Origin of the sequence: Bradyrhizobium sp. SZCCHNR1053, assembly GCF_032381235.1 — a bacterium.
Classification (GTDB): domain Bacteria; phylum Pseudomonadota; class Alphaproteobacteria; order Rhizobiales; family Xanthobacteraceae; genus Bradyrhizobium.
In genome coordinates this window covers 67122-90684 of sequence record NZ_JAUHJM010000009.1, presented here as the reverse complement: position 1 = coordinate 90684, position 23563 = coordinate 67122, and the positions used below count along the sequence as shown (strand labels likewise).

The 23563-nt window shown below is 64.1% G+C and carries 21 protein-coding genes and 2 pseudogenes; 7 read left to right on the top strand and 16 right to left on the bottom strand.

Translation table 11 applies throughout. The features are described 5' to 3' along the window. Positions 1 to 227: 227 nt before the first annotated feature. Positions 228 to 1115, bottom strand: a complete 888-nt coding sequence (locus QX051_RS20750) for a 4'-phosphopantetheinyl transferase (protein ID WP_315777414.1) — start codon at positions 1113 to 1115, stop codon at positions 228 to 230. Positions 1116 to 1338: 223 nt separating this feature from the next. On the opposite strand from QX051_RS20750, the pseudogene recQ reads away from it, so the two are divergent. Beyond that, a pseudogene (gene recQ, locus QX051_RS20745) lies at positions 1339 to 3145 on the top strand (DNA helicase RecQ). Between the two features lie 391 nt (positions 3146 to 3536). Beyond that, complete coding sequence (locus tag QX051_RS20740) at positions 3537 to 3842, top strand: hypothetical protein (RefSeq protein ID WP_315739276.1); 306 nt, start codon at positions 3537 to 3539, stop codon at positions 3840 to 3842. 35 nt (positions 3843 to 3877) lie between these two features. Here the strand turns inward: QX051_RS20740 and QX051_RS20735 are convergent, their stop codons facing one another. The 6 genes from QX051_RS20735 to QX051_RS20710 all read right to left on the bottom strand — a co-directional run bounded on the left by QX051_RS20735 (position 3878) and on the right by QX051_RS20710 (position 8514). After that, complete coding sequence (locus QX051_RS20735; RefSeq protein ID WP_315777413.1) at positions 3878 to 4612, bottom strand: HlyD family efflux transporter periplasmic adaptor subunit; 735 nt, start codon at positions 4610 to 4612, stop codon at positions 3878 to 3880. A 347-nt stretch (positions 4613 to 4959) separates the two neighbouring features. Then, positions 4960 to 5661, bottom strand: coding sequence for a VIT family protein (locus tag QX051_RS20730; RefSeq protein ID WP_315739274.1), 702 nt, complete (start codon positions 5659 to 5661; stop codon positions 4960 to 4962). Beyond that, complete coding sequence (locus QX051_RS20725) at positions 5658 to 6062, bottom strand: OsmC family protein (RefSeq protein ID WP_315777508.1); 405 nt, start codon at positions 6060 to 6062, stop codon at positions 5658 to 5660. Before QX051_RS20725 ends, QX051_RS20730 begins: the two co-directional genes overlap by 4 nt. Positions 6063 to 6202: 140 nt before the next feature. After that, a complete protein-coding gene (locus QX051_RS20720; protein ID WP_315770973.1) occupies positions 6203 to 6769 on the bottom strand; it encodes a cytochrome b in 567 nt (188 codons plus the stop codon). 81 nt (positions 6770 to 6850) lie between these two features. Further along, entirely contained in the window at positions 6851 to 7711 is an 861-nt protein-coding gene (locus QX051_RS20715) for a sigma-70 family RNA polymerase sigma factor (protein ID WP_409998119.1), read from the bottom strand. A 44-nt stretch (positions 7712 to 7755) separates the two neighbouring features. Continuing rightward, positions 7756 to 8514, bottom strand: a complete 759-nt coding sequence (locus QX051_RS20710) for an SDR family oxidoreductase (RefSeq protein ID WP_315777411.1) — start codon at positions 8512 to 8514, stop codon at positions 7756 to 7758. A 143-nt stretch (positions 8515 to 8657) separates the two neighbouring features. Here QX051_RS20710 and QX051_RS20705 point away from each other — a divergent pair, with 143 nt between their 5' ends. Together QX051_RS20705 and QX051_RS20700 are read left to right on the top strand one after the other, a co-directional pair. Then, positions 8658 to 9863: a M20/M25/M40 family metallo-hydrolase gene (locus tag QX051_RS20705; RefSeq protein ID WP_315777410.1), complete on the top strand. Its 1206-nt coding sequence runs from the start codon at positions 8658 to 8660 to the stop codon at positions 9861 to 9863. Between the two features lie 1052 nt (positions 9864 to 10915). Next, positions 10916 to 11293, top strand: a complete 378-nt coding sequence (locus tag QX051_RS20700) for a hypothetical protein (RefSeq protein WP_315770966.1) — start codon at positions 10916 to 10918, stop codon at positions 11291 to 11293. A gap of 278 nt (positions 11294 to 11571) precedes the next feature. On the opposite strand, the gene QX051_RS20695 is transcribed toward QX051_RS20700, so the two are convergent. Further along, positions 11572 to 11907: a hypothetical protein gene (locus QX051_RS20695; RefSeq protein ID WP_315777409.1), complete on the bottom strand. Its 336-nt coding sequence runs from the start codon at positions 11905 to 11907 to the stop codon at positions 11572 to 11574. Positions 11908 to 12623: 716 nt separating this feature from the next. On the opposite strand from QX051_RS20695, the gene QX051_RS20690 reads away from it, so the two are divergent. Then, on the top strand, positions 12624 to 14846 hold the full coding sequence (locus QX051_RS20690; RefSeq protein WP_315777408.1) for a right-handed parallel beta-helix repeat-containing protein: 2223 nt from the start codon (positions 12624 to 12626) through the stop codon (positions 14844 to 14846). 327 nt (positions 14847 to 15173) lie between these two features. Here QX051_RS20690 and QX051_RS20685 read toward each other — a convergent pair whose 3' ends face one another. From QX051_RS20685 to QX051_RS20660, 6 genes and pseudogenes are all read right to left on the bottom strand, one after another. After that, a complete protein-coding gene (locus tag QX051_RS20685) occupies positions 15174 to 15425 on the bottom strand; it encodes a type II toxin-antitoxin system RelE/ParE family toxin (RefSeq protein ID WP_315770961.1) in 252 nt (83 codons plus the stop codon). Positions 15426 to 15449: 24 nt separating this feature from the next. Further along, a complete protein-coding gene (locus QX051_RS20680; RefSeq protein ID WP_315777407.1) occupies positions 15450 to 15704 on the bottom strand; it encodes a type II toxin-antitoxin system ParD family antitoxin in 255 nt (84 codons plus the stop codon). Between the two features lie 230 nt (positions 15705 to 15934). Further along, a complete protein-coding gene (locus tag QX051_RS20675) occupies positions 15935 to 16390 on the bottom strand; it encodes an RbsD/FucU family protein (protein WP_315777406.1) in 456 nt (151 codons plus the stop codon). Positions 16391 to 16549: 159 nt separating this feature from the next. Further along, positions 16550 to 16798: pseudogene (locus QX051_RS20670) on the bottom strand (PIN domain-containing protein); the annotation flags it as partial. Between the two features lie 177 nt (positions 16799 to 16975). Beyond that, positions 16976 to 17332, bottom strand: a complete 357-nt coding sequence (locus tag QX051_RS20665; protein ID WP_315777405.1) for a hypothetical protein — start codon at positions 17330 to 17332, stop codon at positions 16976 to 16978. 643 nt (positions 17333 to 17975) lie between these two features. Next, positions 17976 to 18626 (bottom strand): hypothetical protein, encoded by a 651-nt coding sequence (locus QX051_RS20660; protein ID WP_315712575.1) that lies wholly within the window; start codon positions 18624 to 18626, stop codon positions 17976 to 17978. Between the two features lie 171 nt (positions 18627 to 18797). On the opposite strand from QX051_RS20660, the gene QX051_RS20655 reads away from it, so the two are divergent. Further along, the gene (locus tag QX051_RS20655) at positions 18798 to 19535 is read left to right on the top strand and encodes a hypothetical protein (RefSeq protein ID WP_315777404.1); all 738 of its coding nucleotides are present in this window, start codon (positions 18798 to 18800) and stop codon (positions 19533 to 19535) included. 24 nt (positions 19536 to 19559) lie between these two features. Then, positions 19560 to 21140: an endonuclease/exonuclease/phosphatase family protein gene (locus QX051_RS20650; RefSeq protein WP_315777403.1), complete on the top strand. Its 1581-nt coding sequence runs from the start codon at positions 19560 to 19562 to the stop codon at positions 21138 to 21140. Between the two features lie 381 nt (positions 21141 to 21521). Here the strand turns inward: QX051_RS20650 and QX051_RS20645 are convergent, their stop codons facing one another. Both QX051_RS20645 and QX051_RS20640 read right to left on the bottom strand, forming a co-directional pair. Next, the gene (locus QX051_RS20645; RefSeq protein WP_315739266.1) at positions 21522 to 22463 is read right to left on the bottom strand and encodes an ABC transporter substrate-binding protein; all 942 of its coding nucleotides are present in this window, start codon (positions 22461 to 22463) and stop codon (positions 21522 to 21524) included. Then, complete coding sequence (locus QX051_RS20640; protein WP_315739265.1) at positions 22460 to 23563, bottom strand: LLM class flavin-dependent oxidoreductase; 1104 nt, start codon at positions 23561 to 23563, stop codon at positions 22460 to 22462. The genes QX051_RS20645 and QX051_RS20640 overlap by 4 nt, the downstream gene beginning before the upstream one ends.

The window sequence follows — 23563 nt, the reverse complement described above, 5'->3', positions numbered from 1 at the left end:
GTTTCCCCGTGGCCCCGGACCATCCGTCCGAGTTAAGTATTTTGTTTAGTAGATTGCGAATGACTAAACATGTCAAGCGCATTTTCGCCACGTTTGCAGCGCATCATGTTTAGCGACTGCGGTAAGCTGCTCGTCGTCCGGAGGTTTGCCGGGATGGCGATGGCGCGGCTCTCCGGCGCAGCCGCCAGGACGCAGGCTCGGCCCAACTCCAGGCTGCATCCGCGCGATCAGCCCTTCGCCAACGTCACGCCGCAACTGACCCGGCCGTCAGCGATGAGGAAGCGTCCGGCGAGGCGAGCAATGGCAGCCGGCCATCCCTCTCTCACGACGCGCGCCTCGAACGTGCCTGCCGCCCATGCGATCGTGAGCTCGACGTCCTGGAAATCCAGGAAGCCGCGCGTGATCGGATATTGGCATTTGTAGTAGGCTTCCTTCGCGCTGAAGATCACGATCGGCAGCATCGGCTGCAAGGCGTCCGGCTGCGCGCGAAGCCATCGCCGCTCGGCCGGCGTAAGCACCAGGTCGCGCATCGACGGATCGAGCTCGCGCAGGTCCTCGACATCCAGTCCGAGCGACGAGACATCCCTGCTTCGGGCTACGGCCACGGCGCAATGATCGGCACAATGTGAGATGCTTCCCACATAGCCCGGCGGCCACACCGGCGCGCGATCCGGCGCCGGGACGAGCGCCACCGGCGGAGCTCCGAGCGCGGCCAGCGCCCTGCGCGCCAGGACCCGCGCGGTCGCGAACTCGGCCCGCCGCTTGGCGACCGCGGCTTGAACATGAGCGCGCTCCTCGGCAAACAGTTCGTCGTCCGCCAGCGAGAGGCTGGAGGCCACGACCACGACCGGGCCTTCAAACAGATCTGCAAGCACCCTCGTCACCAACTCTGCGCGCGCGTCTCTTTGCGGACCGGCCTCGACCGACCGCCACCGTATACGACACGGCGACGTCGAAGCGAATTCCAACGGTTCAACATGTTTCGCGATCTCGCGGCGCCACGCGCCCGAGCTTTGCATGGCGAGCGCACGCTGCCGCTCGGCGAGCCGCACCACCGACCACTGCGGATCGGCATCGACCAGCACCACCTTGCGCCCGGCGAGGTGCCAAGGCACCCAGCTCGCCCCGGCAGCCCATGCTCGTATCAGGATCGGAACATAATGCGATGCAAGTCGATTCTGCCATAACTCGTCGGCTTGTCCAACGCGCCCCTGCCACTGTCCCCGCCATGCTTCTCCGCGCCGCTGAAATGCGCGTCACCGGGCAGCTTTCGCTTGACGGCGGCGTCCCGCAACGGGACTTATCCAGTCCCTCCGTCTGCCGAAGAAGTGCGTTCCCATGACCGCCGATCCGCTCTCGATCCTCAAGGCCGTGTTCGGCTATGACAGCTTTCGCGGGCGGCAGCGCGACATCGTCGAGCACGTGATCGCCGGACACAATGCCTTCGTGCTGATGCCGACCGGCGGCGGCAAGTCGCTGTGCTACCAGATCCCGGCGCTGGCGCGTCCCGGCCTCGGACTGATCATCTCGCCGCTGATCGCGCTGATGGAGGACCAGGTCACGGCGCTCCGGCAGGCCGGCGTGAAGGCCGCGGCGCTGAACTCGCGGCTCTGGGGGGCCGAGAAGGACCTGCTGTGGCAGGACATCGAACGCGGGCGAGCTCGACCTGCTCTACATGGCGCCCGAGACGCTGCTCAGGCCGGAGAACCTGGAGCGTCTCAAGGCCGCGCAACTGTCGCTGATCGCCATCGACGAGGCGCACTGCGTCTCGCAATGGGGCCATGATTTCCGGCCCGAATACCGCGCCCTCGACTGTCTCGCCGGGCTGTTCCCGACGATCCCGCGCATCGCGCTCACCGCCACCGCCGATGCGCCGACGCGGGCCGAGATCGTCGAGCATCTCTCGATCGGCGACGGCAGCAGCTTCATCGCCGGCTTCGACCGGCCGAACATCCGCTACGGCGCGGCGGAGAAGACCAGCACGATGCAGCAGATGCTCGCCTTCCTGAAATCCCGCGAGGGCGAGAGCGGCATCGTCTATTGCCTGTCCAAGCGCAAGACCGAGGAGGTCGCCGCCTCGCTCAGCGACCACGGCTTTCCGGCGCTGCCCTATCATGCCGGCATGGAGATGAAGGCGCGGGAGAAGAACCAGCGTCGCTTCCAGCTCGAGCAGGGGCTGATCATGGTCGCCACCATCGCTTTCGGCATGGGCATCGACAAGCCCGACGTGCGCTTCGTGCTGCATGCCGATCTGCCGTCCAGCATCGAGGCCTACTATCAGGAGACCGGCCGCGCCGGCCGCGACGGCCTGCCATCGGAAACCCTGATGCTGTACGGCGCCGAGGACATCGCGCTGCGCCGCCGCTTCATCGATGAGTCGGACGCGCCCGATGCGCGCAAGCGCACCGAGCGCCGCAAGCTCGATGCGCTGCTCGGCTTCGCCGAGACCTGCCAATGCCGGCGCCAGGTGCTGCTGCGCTATTTCGGCGACGATTGCGCGCCGTGCGGCAATTGCGACATCTGCCTCGACCCGCCCGAGACCTTCGACGGCACCATCGCCGCGCAGAAGCTGCTGTCCTGCATCCACCGCACCGGCGAGCGCTTCGGCCAGGCCCACGTCGTCGCGGTGCTGCTCGGCGAGACGGACGAGCGCATCGAACGGCTCGGCCATGACAAGCTCTCCACCTTCGGCATCGGCAAGGAGCACGACCGCAACGCCTGGCGCTCCATCGTCCGCCAGCTCGTCGCGCATGGGCTGATCAGCGTCGACATCGCCGGCCATGGCGGCCTGTCGATCTCGCCCGAGGGCCGCCAGTTCCTACGCGACAAGCCGCAACTCAGCCTGCGCGTGCTGAAGAAGACCAGGCGCGACCGCAAGGCTCGGGAGCGGCAGACCACGACGACATTTCCTGACCTCGACCGCGACTTGTTCGAGAAGCTGCGCGTCCGGCGGATGGAGCTCGCCAAGGCCCAGAACGTGCCGCCCTACGTCATCTTCCACGACAAGACGCTGGCCGAAATGGCGGCCCGCCATCCGCGCTCCGTCGCGGAGCTTGCGAGCATCCCCGGCGCCGGTACGGTCAAGCTCGCGCGCTACGGCGAGGCATTCGTGGCGGTCATCAAAGCGCATGATGCGGGCGCCTGAGCCCGCATCGTCCCGCAGCACCGCGACTCCTTCGCTCGACTATCAGACGGCACACATGGCCTCACACATGGGCTCGCGATCCCGGCCGGACGCTCGTGACGATCGCGAAACGTCCCTCTTCGGCGAGCCGGATGCGCGGAAATGTGACGGTGATTTGCCGAGTGCAATTGATTAGTTTACGACAAATCGGCTCCACGGGCAGTTCGCGCATGAGCGGCATGCACGGATTGCCGTCGTGCAGCGAACATGCGCGCACACCCGTAGCATGCGTTCGCACCCGTTGTATTTTGTCGGATTCCCGACACCGACTTTTCTTGACCCTCGCGCGGCACGCTCTTAGTTTCCGTCCCCGCTTGAAACGGCAATCAACAAACTCATATGGGCGGACGCGATGGTTCGGGAATTCGAGTACAAGGGGGAAGTGTTTCGGGTGACGGCGCATGGCATCCATGGCCATGAGGAGATCTTCATCGTCCACATCGACGACGGCGTCGAGGGCGGCGAGATCTCGATCGACCGGATGACCGAGGAGAACGACACCAGCGCACCGCTGGAGGACATCATCGTCATGCTCTGCGACAAGCTGATTCCGGAAGCCGGCATCGTCTGCCGCGAGCCCGGCGGCGCGTTCGCCTGGCGCGAGGGCAAGGTCGTCTACCAGGTTCACGACGGCGTGCAGGAGCTCAGCCGCGGCTGATCGCGGGCGCCGCGCGTCGCGTGGGGATGCCGTGGTCAGATGCGCCGCTGCACCGACGCGGGTTGGAGATCCTGCTCGCAGCGGCAGGTCCTCTGCGCCCTCTTCTGCAGGATCTGCGAGACCATCCGCTCCGTCCCGGTCAGGCCGGTCAGGATCGTCGCGCCGACAGCCATGCCGGATCGCAATCCGGCGGGCATGGCCGCCTTCAGCAGGCTGATCTTCAGCGCAATCCGGCTTTCGCCGTCTGGCGAGCCGGACGCCGCGCCGATCAATTCGGCATCCGCGACATGCCCATAGAGCCGGACGGAGGGCAGACCGGGCACGTCGATCGTGACCGCCTGTCCGATCGCGACATAGGTGATCTCGGAGACCGCGAGGGCAGCGATGACGTGGGACTCGCCCGGCGTGACCACCGCCATCAACGACCGATCTGCCGTCACGGCGTCCCCGACATGGAGACCGCTTGCGGCCACGACGCCGGCGACGGGAGCGATGACGTCGTTCAGCGCGACCGTCGCGGCGCGCTCGTCCCGGTGCTCGATCCGCGCCAGAACCTGTCCCGCAACAATCTCCTGATTGTCGGTCACGAGCAGGTCCCTGACCAGGCCGGACACCGCCGACCTGACCGGGACTTCGTTCATCCTGACATAGGCATCATCGGTGTGGACGAGATATTGGCCGACGGTCACATACTCGACCATCCATGGCAGCGCGACGAGCATTCCGATCATCAGGCCGAGCCCGACGAGCGACCACAGCGCACGTCCCACGGACGCCCTGGATGTGGCGCGCGGGTCCGCCGGGGGACGCTCCTCATGCAGAATCGTCAGCCGGGATCCGCCCGGCGCTTGCTGTCCGTCCACCGCTCGCTCCTCACGACCACGGCATCGGGCGCATTGCCGCCTCGGCGGCGTCCTCGTGACGTGAGGGTCGCGCCCATCGAATGCTCGTGACGCCGATGTGGCGGCTCGCGGGCCGGTTGATAATGGCGCCTGGACCGAATTGGGTCTTCAATTTCTCGAAACAATGCCGGCGTCGACGACACCGCGACACCGCCGCAACCTCGACACGAGACGGCGGTAACGCCGTTGATCGTCACGCAAGCTTTGCCCGCGCTTCAAACGACGGCCCCAAACAACTTTCCGATTCCTGCGGTGAGACCCAGGGCGAAGGCCCCCCAGAACGTCACGCGAAAGGTGGCGCGCGGAATGTTGGCCCCGCCTGCCTTTGCGCCGATCGCTCCCAGCACCGCGAGAAAGGCGAGAGAAGCCGCGGAGACGATCGGGACCAGCAAATTGGCGGGCGACACGACGACCATCAGCAAGGGCATGGCGGCTCCCACCGAAAACATCATGGCCGAGGTCACGGCGGCCTGGATGGGCCGCGCTGCGGTGATCTCCGAGATTCCCAATTCGTCGCGCGCATGAGCCGTCAACGCGTCTTTCGCCATCAACTGCTCGGCCACCTGCCGCGCAAGGGATTGATCCACACCTCGCTTGACGTAGATATCGGCAAGCTCGTCGCGTTCAAATGCGGGGTTGTCGCTCAGCTCCTTGCGCTCCCGTGCAAGGTCGGCCTGCTCCGTATCCGACTGCGAACTGACGGAGACATATTCACCGGCGGCCATCGACATCGCTCCCGCGACCAATCCCGCGACACCCGCGATCAGGACGTCGTTTCGTGTCGCTGCTGCCGCAGCAACACCGACGATCAGGCTTGCAGTCGAAATGATGCCGTCATTGGCTCCCAGAACGGCCGCCCTGAGCCATCCGATCCGCGCCACCAGGTGGCTTTCAGGGTGGACGTGAAGACGGCTCATGTCTTTCTCCTGATCACGCCTTGCAGCTTCGTCGCGGCGGCCACGGTGTTGGAAATCGTTCCATACTTCCTGACATTCTGATGAAGCAGCTCGAGCCGGCGGTCATCTTCATCGGTGTCGACGATCAGCTCGTAATCGATCGACGCCATCATCGGCGGGCTATCCTGACGGACGCCGATCAGCCGTACCTCGACGCCCCGAACATGGAACTTGAGCATCGGCGTCACGCGTTCGATTCCCTTGATCATGCAGGCGGCAACCGCGGCGAGAAGAAGCTCGGCCGGGTTGAATGCATCCCGCCGTCCCTTGACGTCGGTATCGAGCACCACGGTCGCATCCTTGCAGTCTGCGACGCTTTCATGCGCATCGATCCGTCGGGCGTTGACGCGATACTCCAGCATTGGCGAGTCTCCCGGCCGTGTTTCCTGGGGGATTGGCAATCCGAACCATGAGCGGAGTGATCGATCGGATCGCGACCGTTCGGTCGCGGCGCCTGAAGCGACGGCGCAATCCGTCATTCCCGACAGGCCTGTCGCCTCCCCTAGTCGTCCGAATGAGGCAGCATGCGCAGGAGCGTCCGATCCCGAAAGATCCAGTGATGGATCAGCGCGGCGGCCGCATGCATTGCGGCCACGATGACGAGGGCGTGGGCGAGAATTTCGTGCACTTCCTTGACGTTGTGAGCAAACGCGCGGTCCTTGGGCCAGGGCGACGCGATCTCGGCGATGCCAAACAGCGGCAAGGCATCACCGCGTGCAAACTGCAACACGATTCCAACGACAGGGACGGCAAGGAGCAGCGCATAGAGGGCGTAGTGCGCAAAACGCGCGGCCGGATCCTGCCACTTTCCCATCCATGTGGCGAATTCGGTCGTCTCGGGCGGCGGAGATGGATCGGCCAGCCGCCAGGCCAGGCGCGCGGCCAGAAGCGCGAGGATCGCGATCCCAGCCGTCACGTGGATGAACAGGCCGGATTCGCGCGGTGCGCCCTTGGGCAGCACGTCACCGAAGACACCAAGCGCCCAGGCGACGGCCACGAGCACGACCGTCAGCCAATGCAACGTCTGCGGAATTGCGCCGTAGCTTCGCGTCGAGTTGAAGAGCTGCATCTCGGACCTCTCTCGTCAGAATATGGTCCTGGCGCGACCGTCCCTCGTTGACGTGGATCAAGCCCTTGCCGGCCTGGGTGCTCAGACTGGCGAGACGAGTGCCAGCTCTGCATCGGCGATGACATAGCGGACGTAGCGGTAGTCGCGGATGAAGCTGATCTTGCCGTCGCGCCAGCTCAGCCACATGAAGTAGCTGGGCTGCGGATCGCCGTGGCGTTCGAACACGGCGATCACTTCCCGGCCCTCGAGCCAGGCGGGCGCCAGCCAGACGCCGTCCATCCCGGCGTAGATGCTGAAGAACATCCCGACATCGGCCGGGCCGACACGGATGGGATGAGTGGACTGGTGCAGTTTGACGTCGTGCGCCAGCAGCGCGCGCAGGCCGTCCCAATCACGCCGGTTGAACAGGCTCGCATAGCGCGCCACCGCATCGGACGCCGGTCTCGCCGCCGGCCGGGCCTCGGCCACGGCGTTGATCCCCGAGAGCCGCGCGCGGGCGCGGGCGAGATGCGCCTTCACCGAGTCGACCGTCAGGCCGAGCAGAGCCGCGATGTCGGTGAGCGGCTCATCGAGCACGTCCTTCAGAACGAGGACGCTCCGCTGAGGGATCGGAAGCTCCGTGAAGCGTGACACCGCCGTCCTGATCGCCTCGTCGCGCATCATCACCTCCACGGCATCCGGTGCGGCGTCATCGGCGACGTCGTCAGCGGCCTCGATCGGTTCGACCGCCCGGATCGCACGGCTGCGCAGCAGGTCCAGCGCCCGGTTATGCGCGACCCGGAACAGCCAGGCGCGCAGCATCGCGAGGTCCCGCATCTCGCCCACGGCGACGAGCGCCTTCGTCAGGGTGTCCTGCACGACGTCCTCGCCGTCGATCACCGACCCCATCAGCCGCGCGCAATAGCGATGCAGCTCGGGCCGCAACTTCTCTGCCAGGGCCATGAGCTCGGCCCTGCGCGCGTCTTGCTGATCCTGTGGTCCGTCACTCAAGCTGCCGCTCCTTCCATCACCGTCACACCGTCGTCGCCATTCAGACCGAACACGACACCATCGGCGAATCGCGGGTCCTCCAGCACGGAGGCGACGCGATCGCCGAACGCGCGCGGCGGCATCGGCGCGCCGAAACGGGCGACGAACGCTTCCGGCGTGATGCCCATGGACCCGGCATAAGCGCCCGCGGCCGTATCCCCCACTCCCGTGCCGAGGATCATCATGCGCGGCACGATCGCCTGGAAGCGGATGCCGAGTCTGTCGTCCTGCGACACGCCGTTGGCATATTTCGCCATGAACCAGAGCATGCGCTTGGCGCCGCCGTAGCCGCCTGACATCTGTGAACCACCCACCGCCGCGCCGCTCGATCCGACCAGCACGCGGCTTCCTGGCTTGAGCGGGAGCTTGAGCGCCGCCTGGATCCAGTACAAGCCCGCCTTGACGTCCGTTTCCCAGGCAGCCGAGAAATCCCTCCAGGTCAGCCGATCCAGCCGGCCCATGAGCGGCGTTGTGCCGGCGTTCAAGATCAGGATGTCGGGGCTGATATCGCCGACGATGCGATGCGCAGCGGCCTCGTCGGTGACGTCGGCCGCGATCGTGGCCACACCCAGGCGCGCAGCAATCGCGTTCAGCGCCTCGGTTCCGCGCGCGACGACGGTCACCTTGGCGCCGCGATCGACGAGGGCCTCCACGACTCCCAGGCCAAGGCCGCGGCTTCCGCCGGTCACGACGATCGTCTTGTCTTTCAGGCTCATGATGATGCTCCAATGTCGAGATGACATGAAGACGATCGAGGCATCGGAAAAGAGTCAGGCGGCGAAACCACCGGTGCCCCCCTTGCGCAACGGAGCGCTGGGCTGGATGCTCCGGGCACATCGTTCATCATGGGAATCGCTTCATGTCCGTCGACACCGCCGCCGCCACCGATCGTCTGATGCGTTTTCTGGCCGTCCAGGGCGTGACCGGACAGGAGAAGGCGATCGGACGCGAGATCATGGCGGCGCTGAAGCAGGCCGGCGTGCCTGCCAAGGCGATGCGGCTCGACGATGCCAATACGCGCATTCCGCTGCCGACCGAGACCGGCAACCTGATCGTCGAGCTGCCCGGCCGCGGCAGCCAGCACAATCAGCCGCGGATCATGTTCATGACCCATATGGACACGGTGCCGCTGTGCGCCGGCGCGCAGCCGAAGATCGCTGGTCGCAAGATCGTCAATCAGGCCAAGACCGCGCTCGGCGGCGACAATCGCTGCGGCTGCGGCATCCTCGTCACGCTCGCCGCCGAGCTTGTCAGGCAAAAGCTCGATCATCCGCCGATCACCCTGCTGTTCTGCGTGCGCGAGGAGAGCGGGCTCCATGGCGCGCGCCACGTCAACACGGATGACCTCGGCGCGCCCGAGATGGCCTTCAATTTCGACGGCAGCTCGGCCTCCAGCGTCACCATCGGTGCCGTCGGCGCCGACCGCTGGGAGGTCGAGATCTTCGGCCGCGCCTCGCATGCCGGCGTCGCGCCGGAGCGCGGCATCAGCGCCACCATGATCCTGGCGCTCGCGCTCGCCGAGGTCAAAGCCGGCGGCTGGTTCGGCAAGGTGGTGAAGGGCAAGGGCAAGGATGCCAAGCAGGGCACCAGCAATGTCGGTCCGGTCACCGGCGGCGAAGGCCGCCCCGCGGGCGACGCCACCAACGTCGTCACCGACTACATCCATGTCCGCGGCGAATGCCGCAGCCACGATGCCAAGTTCATCCGCGAGATCACCAACGCCTACAAGGCGGCATTCGAGACCGCCGCCAAGCGCGTCACCAACAGCGAGGGCAAGTCCGGCCGCGTCAAGTTCAAGGCCGAGACCGACTATCATCCGTTCCGGATGAAGGAGACCCTTCCCGTCGTCAAGCGCGCCATGGCTGCCGTTTCCGACATCGGCGCCGCGCCGACCCTGCGCGCCGGCAATGGCGGCCTCGACGCCAACTGGATGGTCCGCCACGGCATCCCCACCGTGACCTTCGGCACCGGCCAGAACGAGCCGCACACGATCGACGAATGGATCAACCTGGACGAATACGATCGGGCGTGTGCGCTGGCGGTCAGGCTGGCAACGATGGGGTGAGACGACGCCGTCCGGACACGCAGGCGGAATGGCTGCAACCTCCCTGCTCCCGCGCAACGTCGTGATGACGGGCTTGCCGGCAAACGCGCATGTTCCGAACAGGTCGAACAGCGAGGCCATGACGTCGCGCTCCCGCGGCGGATTGCACCCGGGCTTTGCGTCCTTTGGTCCTCTTCTCCTCGAAGAAGAGGCGCAGGGAAGACCGGGTATCGGCTGATACCCGCGGTCCGCGTGCAGCAGAAAGCACGCGGCAGAACCACAGGTTCAGCCCAATATCCGGCCTTCCCTGCGCGACGGTTTGAACGGGTTATAGGCGCTCTCCCCGGGGATCGGCTGTCTTGCCCCCGTCGCCGGCGGATCATCATCACCGCCGGCTTGGCATCAGCACCGCGATGCCAGGACCACACCACTTCGCCGTCGCATCGCTCTGTTCGTCGGCGCGGGCTGTGACACCCGGCTGCAGAGCAACGCGCCCATCGCCTCCCCGACTCGACGCTCGTGACGATCGCGAAACGTCCCTCTTCAGCGAGCCGGGATGCGCGGAAATGTGGAGGTGATTTGCCCGACGTGGCAAGTGATGAGTCCGCGACAAACTGGCTCGACGGGCAGTTGGCGCATGCGCGCCATGCAGAGATTGCCCGTCGTGCAACTCGGGATGGCGTGAGCTCATCGGGTCATAGCGGCCAGCATCATCGACGCCCTTCAAACGTCTTCAGTTGTTGGAATGCACCGTCACGGTGATGAGTTGGCTCCGGGCTGCCGGGTCGGCAAAGCACGAGCCATTCCCCTCCTCCGCGTGCCCAGCGGCACCGGTCCGATCGCATGGAAGTTCGGGCGGGGCCGGAACTCCGAAGCGCAGCAGCGGTTCTAGTGTGGTGGACCTGACATTCGCTTTGGACTGTCGCCAGCTCCTCGAGCGAGGTCGGATCAAGAACCGCAATCGATCATCCGTTTGCCGGCCTTGTTCGGCTCTGACATTCGTCAACCGTTCTTGGCAGAGCCGGACACCGGAGACATCCGCCGATCACGGCGCACTTCACTGGAGGCCTGATATGTCGACCAAAACAGCTCTGCTCGGCCGCACGGCCGCAATTGCTTCATTGACTGCACTCGCGATCGGCGCCCTGGCCCCGACCAGTGCCGACGCGCGAAATGGGCGCTGGCACGGCGGCGGCGGCGCTGCGGTCGGCGCGGCGCTTGCGGCGGGTGCCATCGGCACCGGTCTTGCGATCGCCGCGAGCCGCGACGCCTATGATTACTATGATGGTCCGGTCTACGGCGGCCCGGCGTATTACGAGGCGCCCGCCTACTACGGAGTGAACCCCCACGCCTATGGCTATTACCGCAAAGGCGAATACCCCTATCAGATCTATGGTGGCGACAGCCCGAACGCGGTTTGCGCGCAAGGAACGACCTGGAATTGCCGTTGAGCCGCTTCTGATTGAAACCGCGGCGTGGCACCGGGCGAGGTCTCGCGGCGCTCGCCCGGCGCTGGACTCCCTTCTCTGCCCCCGTGACCAGTCCCGTAGCCCGCCATGAGCGCAGCGACATGCGGGACAGATCTCTCCCCGGCGTCGCTTCCCCGAAGCCCGTTGAGCCTCGTCGCGCTGAGCCGGCGAAGTCAGTTTCGCGCGCTGTCCCCCCCCCGCAAACGGATCGCTCGAAGGGCGACACCCAGCGGCGCGAGCGACCGAAGCTGCCATCCGCTTCAGCGCGCGTCACCCACCAGATGAAGATCGATCCTGCCGATCAGGTCGGCGCGAAACGTCTCGGCGGCGGCCATTGCCGCCATGGTCTGTCGCAATGTGCTGACGTTCGATCCGAGCGACACGATGCCGCCCAGCACCGCAGCAATCGCCCCGAGGGCGACGACCGCATTGGATCCCAGCAGGCCCAGCACCGCGCCGAGCAGCAATCCTGCACCGACATAGATCACGACCCTCGAGGCCAGGATGATCTTTCGACACCGCTCGGCCATCTCGGCAAGCTCTTCGATCCGCGCCTCGATCCGGGAGATTTGATCGCTCGGGTCGTCTTCATCCATCAGACCAACTGTTCTCCATGGTGTTTGCTTTGGGCATTATTCCGTCACCGCCCACCAACGTACGGCCAATGACTGGACAATCCAAGAGATGGTTTGCAGCCGTGAGGCATCGACCTTGGTCAGCGGGATAGTCAAGTGCACTTTCAGCGCAATCCCGCAATCGCTGGCGCGAACGCACCGAGAGCGAGCTGGTCATCCTTCATCGAACAGACGACGAATATCGGCCATCGAACGAAATAACTTCATCGGATGGCCCAGCACGATTTAGTGCACTGTCACCCGCAATCTCGCCGCGCCGCATTTCTGCTACGATCTACCCTGAGTCGAGCGGAGGACAGGCACATCGTGGCTTTGACCATCATTTGCGTAAGCGGACCTGCTAACAGTCCGGCGATGTTCTCGGCATTTTTGAGATGCCTTACCGCGGATATTTGGCGACAGCGTACCGCTTCATATTCACCACAACGAGAACCGTTCGCTGCTGATGGCAACGCAGGCTGGCGAGCCAACCCATAGAGGTCAGAAAGAGCCAAATCGCAGCGAAGGCCCCGAGCTCGCGCCGGATTGACTCAGATCAACACAAACGATTGACGTCGAGAGCATGCTGTTGTGACCCACCATAGAACTGCGCTCTGCTCGATAGAGACCCCCTGCTCGCTGGAACGCCTACGGAGCCAGCCGACGCGCCGCGGATCAATCCCCGATTAGGAATGAAGATGAAGCACCTTTTCACGGCACTTTTTGCGGCTGCAATCGTCACCTTAGCTTCGGGCGTCTCGCAAGCCGATTCCGGAAAAACTTGGTACGTGAATCAGGCAAGCAAGAGTGCGGGGGACGGGCACGCCTGGAATGCCCCGTTCCAATCCCTGCAGGATGCACTATCAGCGGCCTCTAAGAACGACGAAATCTGGGTGGCGCGTGGCACGTATTATCCCGATGCGACCGATCAGACCAAGTCATTTGTCCTCAAGGAGGACATCGCCGTCTATGGGGGCTTCTCAGGCAACGAAACGGCGCGGCAGCAAAGGGATTTTCGAAGGAATGTAACCATACTCAGCGGCAATATCGGCAAGGGCGACAAGACGAAAAACACAAAGACCATTATTATGGGCGCTAACCGAGCCATTCTGGATGGCTTCACGGTCTCGGATTCTTACGGGACGGACAAGCCCCGCATGCATCTCGTGCCGGCCGACATTCTCAAGAACGACATGGTCGTTGGCGGCGGCATGAGAAACTTCATGACCAGCCCCATTGTGCGCAACGTCGTCTTCAAGAACAACTACTCGCCCAAGGGCGGCGCCGTTTACAATGTGCACAAGGCGGGCGCGGACCAGGCCGCCTTCATCAATGTCGATTTCATCGACAATGTAGCCGAGCTGCGCGGCGGCGGCGTAAGCAACGATCTCGGCGCTATGCCGCGCTTCATCAACTGCCGCTTCATCGGCAACCGCAGCAACGACAAAGGCGGCGGCCTTTACAACGACTTTGCCGCGTCGCCGCTTGTCTTCAACACGCTGTTCACAGGCAACTCGGCCGTGAGCGCCGGCGGCGTCGGCAACGACGGCGGCTCGGCACCACTGCTCGTCAACGTGACAATCGTGGGCAACAAGGCCAGCAGCGCGTTGGGCCCGGACCTTTATCAGGGGACAGGTGCGAACAGCAATCCGATCCTCATCCGCAGCGTTGTCGGTAAGGTCTATAATTGGCATGAGGACATTGTATCGGAGGTCGGCTCGCTCGCTCCTGCGGGAAGCACGCTGCCGCTGGCCGACTTCATCCCCATCAGCAACCTCAAGGGGGAGTTGGAACCCGTTGCCCTTAAATCCGCGCCCGCTTATGCGCGCGGTTACCAGCCCGGCTTGGACGGCGCGCTCCTGCTGAAGAACGGCTTGGTCGAGAAACTCGTCCAGATTTACGTGAAGAACAGCGGCGCGGTCGAATATCAGGGCGAGTACATCCGGCCAGCGGTCAGCGCCAAGGCCGTATCCGCGCCGGTCATCTATGTCGTCCCGGACAACCCGGCCAAGGCACAGGACGGACTTTCCTGGGCAACCGGGTTCTCCGACTTGCAGGCGGCCATCGACCTCGCCTCGGCCTCGAAGGCGGCGGTTTGGATCAAGGCCGGCACGTACAGGCCTGCCAAGAAGGACGGCCGTATCGCGGCCTTCATTCTCTACGACGGCGTGAAGCTGTACGGCGGGTTTGCCGGCACTGAAACTGCCTTAGAGCAGCGTCGCGCCGCCGGCGCGCGGACAATTCTGAGCGCGAGGGCCGCCAAAGGCGGCTATCGATATGCGCACGTCCTCTATGGCGCCGATGACGCGCTGCTCGACGGATTGATGCTGCGTGACGGTCGCGCGGTCGGCCGGACTTACAACGGCAAGGGCGGCGGGTTGCTTGCCTATCATGCCGGCAAGAAATTTCTGCCGCGCGAGGCCGCGATCGGATTCAAGATGACGCTGCACAATTGCCGCTTCGAGCACAACGAAGCACTCGAAGGCGGAGCGATTTATGCCTACGGCAAGGCCAATCTCACGATCTCCGATACCGTCTTTGAAGGCAATCGGGCCGTCTATGGCGGCGCCAACGTCAACCGCGAGGGCGTCGTCGTCACATGTCAGAAGTGCTCGTTCACCGGCAATCGGGCATCGCAGGATGGCGGCGCAACCTACGAGGATTACGGCTCGCATGTGAGCTATGAGCAAGCCCGGTTTACGGCCAATAGCGCGCGCCATCAGGGCGGCGCCATCTATGAGATCAGCCGGGCCTCGCAATTGGAAGCGACAGTCGTCGGCGTCAGCAAGTCGGCATTCGTCAAGAACAAGGCGCGCGACGGCGCCAGCATCTATAATCTCGATGGTAGTACGCTGACGATCACGAACTCGACCTATCCGGCCAAGACGGTCTACAGCCGGACGCCATCCGAGAGCAAATAGAGGTGGCAACGCCGCGTCACTGAAGCCACTCCCCCTGAGATGAAGCAAGACGACGACGGCGACTGCGATGGCGCGCAGACCGTCAATATCTGCTCGATACTCGCCAGTGCCCTTCTACGGCCATATCAACATCGATCGAAAAGCCGACACCACAGCGCTGGCTGAGCCTTCAGGCGGCGGCTATGTTTGGCCCATCGCCCAGACGTCATGGGGCCGGCCGCGGCCGGATGATGGGTGATGCAGGACTCGAACCCGCAAAGCCATGAGGGCGGATTTGCCGTCGGTCGGACGTCGTCGCCGTCGATAACGCGGATGATTTCAACGGAGTCAACCGGACCTTCGTCCGTGTCGGGGACGGTTCGGTAAAGCAGCAGGTAAGGCGCCTCGACCAGCATACGCATGGACGGGCGGATCGGAACGGCGGGCGCCCATCCGCGGTTGCGATCTCAGCAGTTCGAATTTCGCTTCGATTCGGTCGAGATGACGCTCAGCGGCGGCTGGCTGATCGACCCCGATCAGCAGGTAGATGTCGAGCAGATCGGACCAGGCCTGGTTGGACCAGACCAGCTCAATCGGCATTGTGGGAGGCTTGCTTCGCTCCCTTCAGCCGTCGCGGGCGTCCGTGCGCAGCTGCTTCATATCGACCTTGGCAGCAGATCCGCTGGCGATGCCTTCGTCCCAGGCCTGCCGCAGGCGCCTGACGTCCTCCCGGCACAGCTCACGCTTCAGCTGCCAGTCGCGCACCGCCTCGCGGACGATCTCGCTGGTGGTGGCATATTCGCCCGACTCGACCGCTGTCTTGAGGGCTGAGACCTGCTCGCTCATCAGCGCAACGCTGAGTTTTTCGACAGATGCCATCGGATGCTCCAAGACCGGGGAGCATAAATTGCCACCATTTGCTACCGCAAGCCAACAGCTCCCGCCTCCGTGACCGGTCCGTAGCCCGCCACGAGCGTAGCGACATGCGGGGCCGGCCTCTCCCCGGGGCCGCTCCCGCCGACGACCGTTAGGCATCGGCGGGCGCTCGCCCTGGCGACGCGACGAGAACACGACGCGCATCACCCATGTGAGCGCGGCCAGGAGTATGCTCACTGCGCGTCCGGCGCGATCACACCCTTGCTGAACAGGAAGCAACCGTAGAACCGGCGCTCGCCGGTCGCGATCACGCAATAGGCGGTCTTGGCTTTTTCATAGAACGCGTGCCGCTCGACGCCGACCAGCGGCCAGGACCTGCCTTCGGCGCGGTCGATCACAGCCTGAACCTCCTGCTGCACCGGCGGCACCACCTCGGGCTCGCCGACGACCTCCATCCTGACCGCGGCATCGTCGACGAAGGTGTCAAGCGGCAGCACCGACAGCACCGCCTGGACGGCCCGGGCCGCGCTGACATTGTCGATGCGCAGGAGCTCGCCGAACACGGTCCGCCGCGCGATCGCATCGGCCGGAAAATTGCTGTCGCAGATCACGAGACGGTCGCCATGCCCCATCGCCCTGACAGCATAGAGCACGTCGGCATTGAGCAGCGGATCGATCCCCTTGAGCATGGTTTACTCCCTGCGTCTTCTTTTTCATTGCTATCGTAGGATAGGTCGGGCGCCGGCGAAACCATCCTCTCACGTCAATTGAGCTGATTGGCTGAGCTGATTGGCATCGCGCGAGGCCGAATCCGCGCTACTTGCCGATCAGAACCCGGACCGCGCCGTTCACGGCAAGTCCGCAAATGGATCCAGCACGGGGACATCCAGCGGCTCGAAATGTCCGAGGTTGCGCGACAGGATCGTCAATTGATGCCGGCGCGCGGTCGCTGCGATGATGATGTCGGCGAAGCCCGGCGCCTGTCCAGGCCCCCTCGCCCGATCCGACAATCGGCCCGCGATCCGCGCTGCCCGCATGTCAAACGACAGAATGCGCTCACCGTACAGATGCATGACCGTCTCGAGCCACTCGGCGAGATCAGCACTCTTGCGCGTTGCTTATATATAGCAGCCCGAGCTGCGCACGGCAAGGCGATACAGCCTACCTGAACCCGCTTTGCTCGACAGGTCGCGTTGATCCGGTCCAGTCAGTTCGCGCACCGTCACCGCCCCCCGCAAACGGATCGCTCGGAGTGCAACACCCGGCGGCGCGAGTCACCGAGGCTGCAATCCGCTTCGGCGCGCGTCATCCACCAGACGAAGATCGATCCTGCCGATCAGGTCGGCGCGAAACGCCTCGGCGGCGGCCATTGCCGCCATGGTCTGTCGCAATGTGCTGACGTTCGATCCGAGCGACACGATGCCGCCCAGCACCGCAGCAATCGCCCCGAGGGCGACGACCGCATTGGATCCCAGCAGGCCCAGCACCGCGCCGAGCAGCAATCCTGCACCGACATAGATCACGACCCTCGAGGCCAGGATGATCTTTCGACACCGCTCGGCCATCTCGGCAAGCTCTTCGATCCGCGCCTCGATCCGGGAGATTTGATCGCTCGGGTCGTCTTCATCCATCAGACCAACTGTTCTCCATGGTGTTTGCTTTGGGCATTATTCCGTCACCGCCCACCAACGTACGGCCAATGACTGGACAATCCAAGAGATGGTTTGCAGCCGTGAGGCATCGACCCTGGTCAGCGGGACAGATCAAATAGCTCGTTCGAGCGCATCGCCGATGAAGCCGCGATTTCCCCTCGACGGAAGGCCCGATTGCCATGAATAGAAGACCACCCGTCTCATCTCTTGACCTTATCCGTGATGCTTCCAACAATGCAGGAGCTCGGATACGAACGGCCGAATGCAAGATCAATAGACTACCGTCAGACCCGGCGGAATTTTGCTCGGGACCTCCGATCCTTTGAGCTGCGACCTCCGCTTGAGGCACATCAATTGCACATGACGACAAGCTATCAGGCGCGTTTTCCATAGCGATCAATTCGTAGGATGGGTTGAGCAGCAGCGAAGCCCATCTTGACCAACCATCCGATTGATGGGTCTCGCCTTCGGCTCAACCCATCCTACTTACCGAGGCGAGCTCTGCACCGGGAGCGGCCGTTCATGACGCTTGCTATCATCCGAGACAGTACGGTGTTGGATCACACGAACGACTCGCATGTGGCTTTGTCACAGCGCGACCAAGGCGAGGAGGCTCTTGAGGCTAGGCCGGCACGGGAACCCCGGCTTTCTTCTCCAGCGCGGCCACCCGGTCGCGAAGGCTGCGGATCTCCGCGACCAGGTCAAGGACGTCCGGCGCGGGTTGATGCCCCATCATCCCAACATGGCTCGTTGTCACACGAATGGTCGACGAGCTGATCTCCATGCTGGTGCGCGAGCTCGCAACTGACAGACCCGGTTGCAATGCGGGCGGTGCGGGGACTGCGATCGTAACGCCACCCGCGACAATTCCGTCTGGAGCGGTAACGGTTTTCTCGAACCGCGCGGCGCCTTTAACGGTCACGTCTTCGAGTTTCGCTGCACCGTGAATCGAAACGCCCCCGGCGTAATGCTTGCCATCGTTGAGAACAAGTTCGTCAGCCTGGGAGTGAGAGAGCGCCGCGCGCGCCGCCGGAGGCACTTTCGGGCTCTGGAGCTGTACGGTCTCGACGTTGCATGCCATTATCGCTCGCCCCAACCAAGCCGGGGCTAGCAAGAGACGTCCCGCGTGGGCCTCCGCGCCGTCAAACTCGATTCTGAGCATGCCGGGATAGCCCTGCGCGTCGACGGGAACCCTGACGTTGCCGCTCTGCAGCACAGTCGTTGATCCTTCTAGGATGACCGACGTGTCGGTGAGTTTGATGTCGCTCGTCATGTTCGCTGCCTCACGCTGAAGATGTACTTTCAAATATCTTCAACTCGGCCGCCGCGGCTTGATTCACGTCAACGGTCGATCGGCTGGCGCCTGCGATCGTTAGCTGCGAGACAGGATGTTTTGGCGCGCGCTAGGCCGCGCTCAGAACATGCGAACTGGCGGGGTCTTGAAATGCCCAATGATCTGCACACCGTCCTGAGCAGCATTCACGGACTGAAGGTAGACGCAGTCGCGAGGTCGGTTCCGGCCTGCGCGGACCACGCCTTCGCCTGGGCAGGCAAGCTGCTCGCCGCCCCCCATCCTCGAGCCCGCGCCGATTTCAGCTCGGCTCATCAGCAGGCCTGGCTCGAGGCAATGGGCAATCTAAGTGCATGGAAGACACGGCAGATCGATTTGAACCTGCCGGCATCGGAGAAGCTGCTGATTGTCGGATGGTACTTCCCGGAGCTTGCGAGCCTGCTCGGCACTGCGGAAAAAAAGCATGTGGTCGTTCTGGTATCGAATGATGCTCCCTGGCTCTCCGAGCTAAAGGACGCAGGCACCACACTGAACTTTCGGGCCGAAGGCGGTGCGTCGGCGCTCGCCGCGTACATGCGCGAAGGCCGCAACGTGTTCGCGATGATGGACAACATTCATCCGGGCACCGAGTTCGTCCGCAGCCCATTCTTCGGGCGCCCCGCCAAGACCCCGGCCGCCATTCTGAGGCTTGCGATCGGCAACGGCTACACGCTGGCGCTGATAGCGCCTAGGGACAACCGTGTGGAAGTGGTGGCGACACTGCCCACCGCCGGCAAGCAGCCGGAGGATCTCGCTGCCTGGGTGAACCAGAAGATCGAACAGGAAGTCAGACGGGCGCCGGAACGCTGGCTGTCCTGGCCAACGCTCGCCTACCGGTTCCAGGCAAGCTGATTCACCAGTCAGGAGGATGCGCGCATGCCCACCACGTCGTTCAATCAACTCGCGCAGCAGGCCGACGCACTTTACCCGCCGCAATCGATGCACAGCCTCTTGTCCAGGCTGCGCTACCCGGGAGCGGCACCGGGAACGACCCTGCCGACGGCTTCGTTTGCCGACGCAGCTTGGCGCCTGTCGGGCCCCTCCACAACACGAATTTCATTCTTGCACTACAACATCTGGTGCCTGCGCGCGAAGGTCGGAGTCAAGGAGATCGTCGCCGCTGCAGGAGGGGTGGGCCACTTCGTGGCTTGTCTTGGGGTATCGTCGGCTGACTTCATCGGCAAGACGCTGGAGATGATTGGGGCCGATGTCGGAGATGTCTGCGATCGCATCTTCCCGCCGATCGTGGAAATCTGCGGCGTGCCCGCCAACCCGCTGAACGGCACTTGCAAGCTGGTGGGCGACAGCCTCTCGCTCGGCGGATACATCATCGAACATCTCAGTTCCGACCTCGACTGGCTGATAAGCTTCTTCTCGATCCCGGAGGAGGTCGTATTTGAGGCGCTGATGCAGCTGGTCGCGCCGGTGCTTGGCGTGTTCGAAGTAACTGCCAAGGAAGAGCCGGTTATCCCGGAGCGCGCCGACGAAATCGGCCGAAGGGTGTTCGCTTACGACGTCGTATCGCTGATCGAGGCTTGGGACCAGGATACGAGGGATACGATCCTGGCACATGGCAACGCGCAGCATTTAGACGGACCGGCCGGCTCCCTTGCCTACAAGCAGCTGCAGAGTGGGATCCTCGTACTCAGCCCGACCCGGACAATCGAAAATGGGGGCGGGCATGTCTATGCGGCGGACGGCGTGTCGCGAGTCATGCCCGGCGGATGCGAGATGGGTTACATGTTCGATTCCGACAAATGGGCGAACAAAGGGGTGCAACTCACGCGTATCCCGGTTGGCTTCGGTGCGATCGAGCTATATTCGACGCATCTTTATGCCGGCGATGGCGGCCTTCTGCCGCCTGGCCCAACTGACGCGGAGAAGATCGACGTCAGACGCAGGCAGATTGACGAGTTGATTGCATTTATCAAGGCGACGCACCTTCCACCCAACGTGGCCATTGTCGCCGGAGATCTCAACATCGGCGCGGACACCGACGAGTACCACAACCTAGTCGCGGCGATGGAGCAGGCCGGCTTTTATGACCTACGGACCGTACCGTTTGATACGATGAAGAGCGATGGCTTGACCGACCGTCACGGCGACGGCGACGAGCCGATCTACAACGACTTCAATACCAACTGTAAGGTCTATCGCGCCAGCGACGCATATCGGCAAGCCTATGATCCGGCCATTGCCACGCCGACGATGTCGGACAATGTCGATTACTACTGCGACGAAATGCAGCCGGACGACGCGAATCCGACCGGATCCAGGATCGACTACCTGTTCATCGAACGTGCGACTGCGGTTCACGGCTTCAATCTCGACGTCTCGCGTGTGCGCCGGCGCGCTTTCAAGTCACGCATCCGCTGGATCGTCACCCCCGGCCCGCAAGACTACCTCTCGGACCACATCGGACTGGAAGCGACTCTGTTCGCCAGCCCAAGGCATTAGCGCACTGGGCGTTCAAGAAGCGCAGCAACAGGCTCCAAGTCACTGAATAGGTCGCTTGCCGTCGACAATGCCGACCTAGCCGTCTGCGCAGCGCTTGACGGCGGGGAGCCAAGTTAAGGCGTCTTGGCACTCTACCTATCGAGGATCGGAGCGGGCTCCTTTTCTCCCGGGTTCGCGGAGGCGCCGCGATCGTGCCGCGTGACGTGGCGTAGCTGGTGTGGCACCAAGTTCACCGGCGCGGGCCGGGACGGTTACGGGAAGGTCAGCCTGATAGCGTGGAGGCTGACGGTGGGATCACCGCTGAAGGGTGCTATGGTTTTCAGCGGCCGACGCCGCCGAGAGTCACGTGTGTTCGGTGAGATCACGTGACGCGCTGACAGCTCAAAGCCCCGCCCCCTTCGCGATCGCCGCAGTGAACGAACGGTCGAGGATGCCGGCCGCGTCGAGCCGCTCCTTGATCAGGCCGGTGCGCCTGTAGAGGTCGATCGTCTTCTGCTCGTCGGCGACGACGGCATCGTCGACCGGCACGATGCGCACCTTCGCACGCTTGAGCCAGTTCAGTGGTACGGAGGACGGAATGTTCATCAGCCGGCCCCAGGTCTCGGCATAGCTCTCGACATTGCCGAGCGACCACGCACGCGCCGCCGCAAGCCGTTGGACGAAGTCCTCGAGCGCCGCGCGCTTGTCCCTGATGGCGGTGGGGGTCGCGACCTGGAAGCTCAGGCCGGGCGTCAGTCCTTCGCCGGTGATGATGCGGCGCGACTTGAACAGCACCTCCTCCTGGCTCACATACGGCTCCCAGGTCGACCACGCATCGACCGAGCCCTGCGTATAGGCGACCTTGGCATCGGAGGGCGGCAGGAACACGAGCTGGATGTCGCTGGTGGTCCAGCCGCGTGACTCCAGTGCCGCCAGCACCAGTTGATGTCCGATCGAGCCGCGGCCGGTTGCGATCTTCTTGCCCTTGAGGTCGTCGAAGCTCTTGATGGCCGAGCTTTCGGGCACAAGCATCGCAAGACCCTCCTGGGTCTGGCGAATGGCGGCGATCGCCTTGACCGGCACGCCCGAGGCGGCAGCGAAGGTAAAGGGCGCGTCGCCGACGAGCCCGGTCTCGATGGCGCCCGCGCTCAGCGCTTCCAGCAAGGGCGCAGCGGCGACGAACTCCTTCCACTCGATGCTGTAGGGCACGTCCTTGAGCACGCCCGCTGCCTCCATGACGGCGCGCGCATTACCCTTCTGGTCGCCGACGCGCAGGGTCGCCTGCGCGAAGGCGGAAGCCGTGAACGCGAGCAGAACACCCGCGGCAAGCAGAACGCGCTTCATTCCGCGGCCACTCCCTTCGCGCCCTGCCGCCGCGCGATCAGCTCGCGCGTCGCGGGGATCAGCTCGCGGCCGTACTCGATGGCATCGATCAGCGGATCGAAGCCACGGATCAGGAAATGGCTGATGCCGAGATCGTAGTAATCGCCGAATACGTCGGCGACCTGCTCCGGCGTGCCGACCAGCGCGGTGGTGTTGCTGTTGGCGCCGGTAAGCTTGGCAATCTCGGTCCACAGCCGCTTGTCGACCCGCTTGCCCTGCTCGGCGATCGCCAGCAGCCGCTTGGCGCCATCCGTGGCATGTCCGTCGGCCGGCTTGCGGTAGCCGGTCTGATCCTGCAGCGCGGTGGCGCGCTCCAAAATCTCCTGCGCCTTGGCCCAGGCCTTCTCCTCGGTCTCGGCGAGGATCGGCCGAACCGACAGCGAGAAGCGCGGCGCCGGCCGGCCGTGCCTGGCGGCGGCCGCGCTGACGCGGGCGACCTGCTCACGCACCTGCGCATAGGACTCGCCCCACAGCGCATAGGTGTCGGCGTGACGGCCCGCAACATCGATCGCGGCATCGGAGGCGCCGCCGAAATAGATCCGGATGCCCTCTTTCCGATACGGCTTCACCTGCGCGAATGCATTCTCGACCTGATAGTGCTTGCCGGCATAGCTGAACGGCTTCTCGCTGGTCCACTCGGCGCGGACGATGTCGAGGAACTCAGCTGTCCGCGCATAGCGCGCCTCCTTGTCGTCGAGCGTGTTGCCGTCCTGTCGCAACTCGGTTGAATTGCCGCCGGTGATCACATGCAGCGCAACGCGGCCCCTGGAGAACTGGTCGAGCACCGCGAACTGCCGCGCCAGCAGGGTCGGTGACGTGAACCCCGGTCGCTGCGCGATCAGCACGTTGAGCCTCGAGGTGACGCCGAGCACATGCTGGGCGACCTGCAGGCTGTCCGGCGAGGTCGAGTGGAACGCGAGCAGCGCGCGGTCGAAGCCGGCATTCTCATGCGCCTTCGCCACCGTCTCGATGTGGACGGGGTCGAGCACCGGTCCCTTGCGGACGATGGTCTCGGACGAGTTGTTGTTGGAAATGAAGCCGATGAATTCGATCTCGGACAT

Bases quoted from the DNA above. Each gene is read 5' to 3' on its own strand.
- QX051_RS20740 (WP_315739276.1), top strand. From the start codon at position 3,537: ATGGTTCGGGAATTCGAGTACAAGGGGGAAGTGTTTCGGGTGACGGCG.
- QX051_RS20730 (WP_315739274.1), bottom strand. From the start codon at position 5,661: ATGAGCCGTCTTCACGTCCACCCTGAAAGCCACCTGGTGGCGCGGATC.
- QX051_RS20725 (WP_315777508.1), bottom strand. From the start codon at position 6,062: ATGCTGGAGTATCGCGTCAACGCCCGACGGATCGATGCGCATGAAAGC.
- QX051_RS20720 (WP_315770973.1), bottom strand. From the start codon at position 6,769: ATGCAGCTCTTCAACTCGACGCGAAGCTACGGCGCAATTCCGCAGACG.
- QX051_RS20715 (WP_409998119.1), bottom strand. From the start codon at position 7,711: ATGGCCCTGGCAGAGAAGTTGCGGCCCGAGCTGCATCGCTATTGCGCG.
- QX051_RS20710 (WP_315777411.1), bottom strand. From the start codon at position 8,514: ATGAGCCTGAAAGACAAGACGATCGTCGTGACCGGCGGAAGCCGCGGC.
- QX051_RS20705 (WP_315777410.1), top strand. From the start codon at position 8,658: ATGTCCGTCGACACCGCCGCCGCCACCGATCGTCTGATGCGTTTTCTG.
- QX051_RS20700 (WP_315770966.1), top strand. From the start codon at position 10,916: ATGTCGACCAAAACAGCTCTGCTCGGCCGCACGGCCGCAATTGCTTCA.
- QX051_RS20695 (WP_315777409.1), bottom strand. From the start codon at position 11,907: ATGGATGAAGACGACCCGAGCGATCAAATCTCCCGGATCGAGGCGCGG.
- QX051_RS20690 (WP_315777408.1), top strand. From the start codon at position 12,624: ATGAAGCACCTTTTCACGGCACTTTTTGCGGCTGCAATCGTCACCTTA.
- QX051_RS20685 (WP_315770961.1), bottom strand. From the start codon at position 15,425: ATGCCGATTGAGCTGGTCTGGTCCAACCAGGCCTGGTCCGATCTGCTC.
- QX051_RS20680 (WP_315777407.1), bottom strand. From the start codon at position 15,704: ATGGCATCTGTCGAAAAACTCAGCGTTGCGCTGATGAGCGAGCAGGTC.
- QX051_RS20675 (WP_315777406.1), bottom strand. From the start codon at position 16,390: ATGCTCAAGGGGATCGATCCGCTGCTCAATGCCGACGTGCTCTATGCT.
- QX051_RS20665 (WP_315777405.1), bottom strand. From the start codon at position 17,332: ATGGATGAAGACGACCCGAGCGATCAAATCTCCCGGATCGAGGCGCGG.
- QX051_RS20660 (WP_315712575.1), bottom strand. From the start codon at position 18,626: ATGACGAGCGACATCAAACTCACCGACACGTCGGTCATCCTAGAAGGA.
- QX051_RS20655 (WP_315777404.1), top strand. From the start codon at position 18,798: ATGCCCAATGATCTGCACACCGTCCTGAGCAGCATTCACGGACTGAAG.
- QX051_RS20650 (WP_315777403.1), top strand. From the start codon at position 19,560: ATGCCCACCACGTCGTTCAATCAACTCGCGCAGCAGGCCGACGCACTT.
- QX051_RS20645 (WP_315739266.1), bottom strand. From the start codon at position 22,463: ATGAAGCGCGTTCTGCTTGCCGCGGGTGTTCTGCTCGCGTTCACGGCT.
- QX051_RS20640 (WP_315739265.1), bottom strand. From the start codon at position 23,563: ATGTCCGAGATCGAATTCATCGGCTTCATTTCCAACAACAACTCGTCC.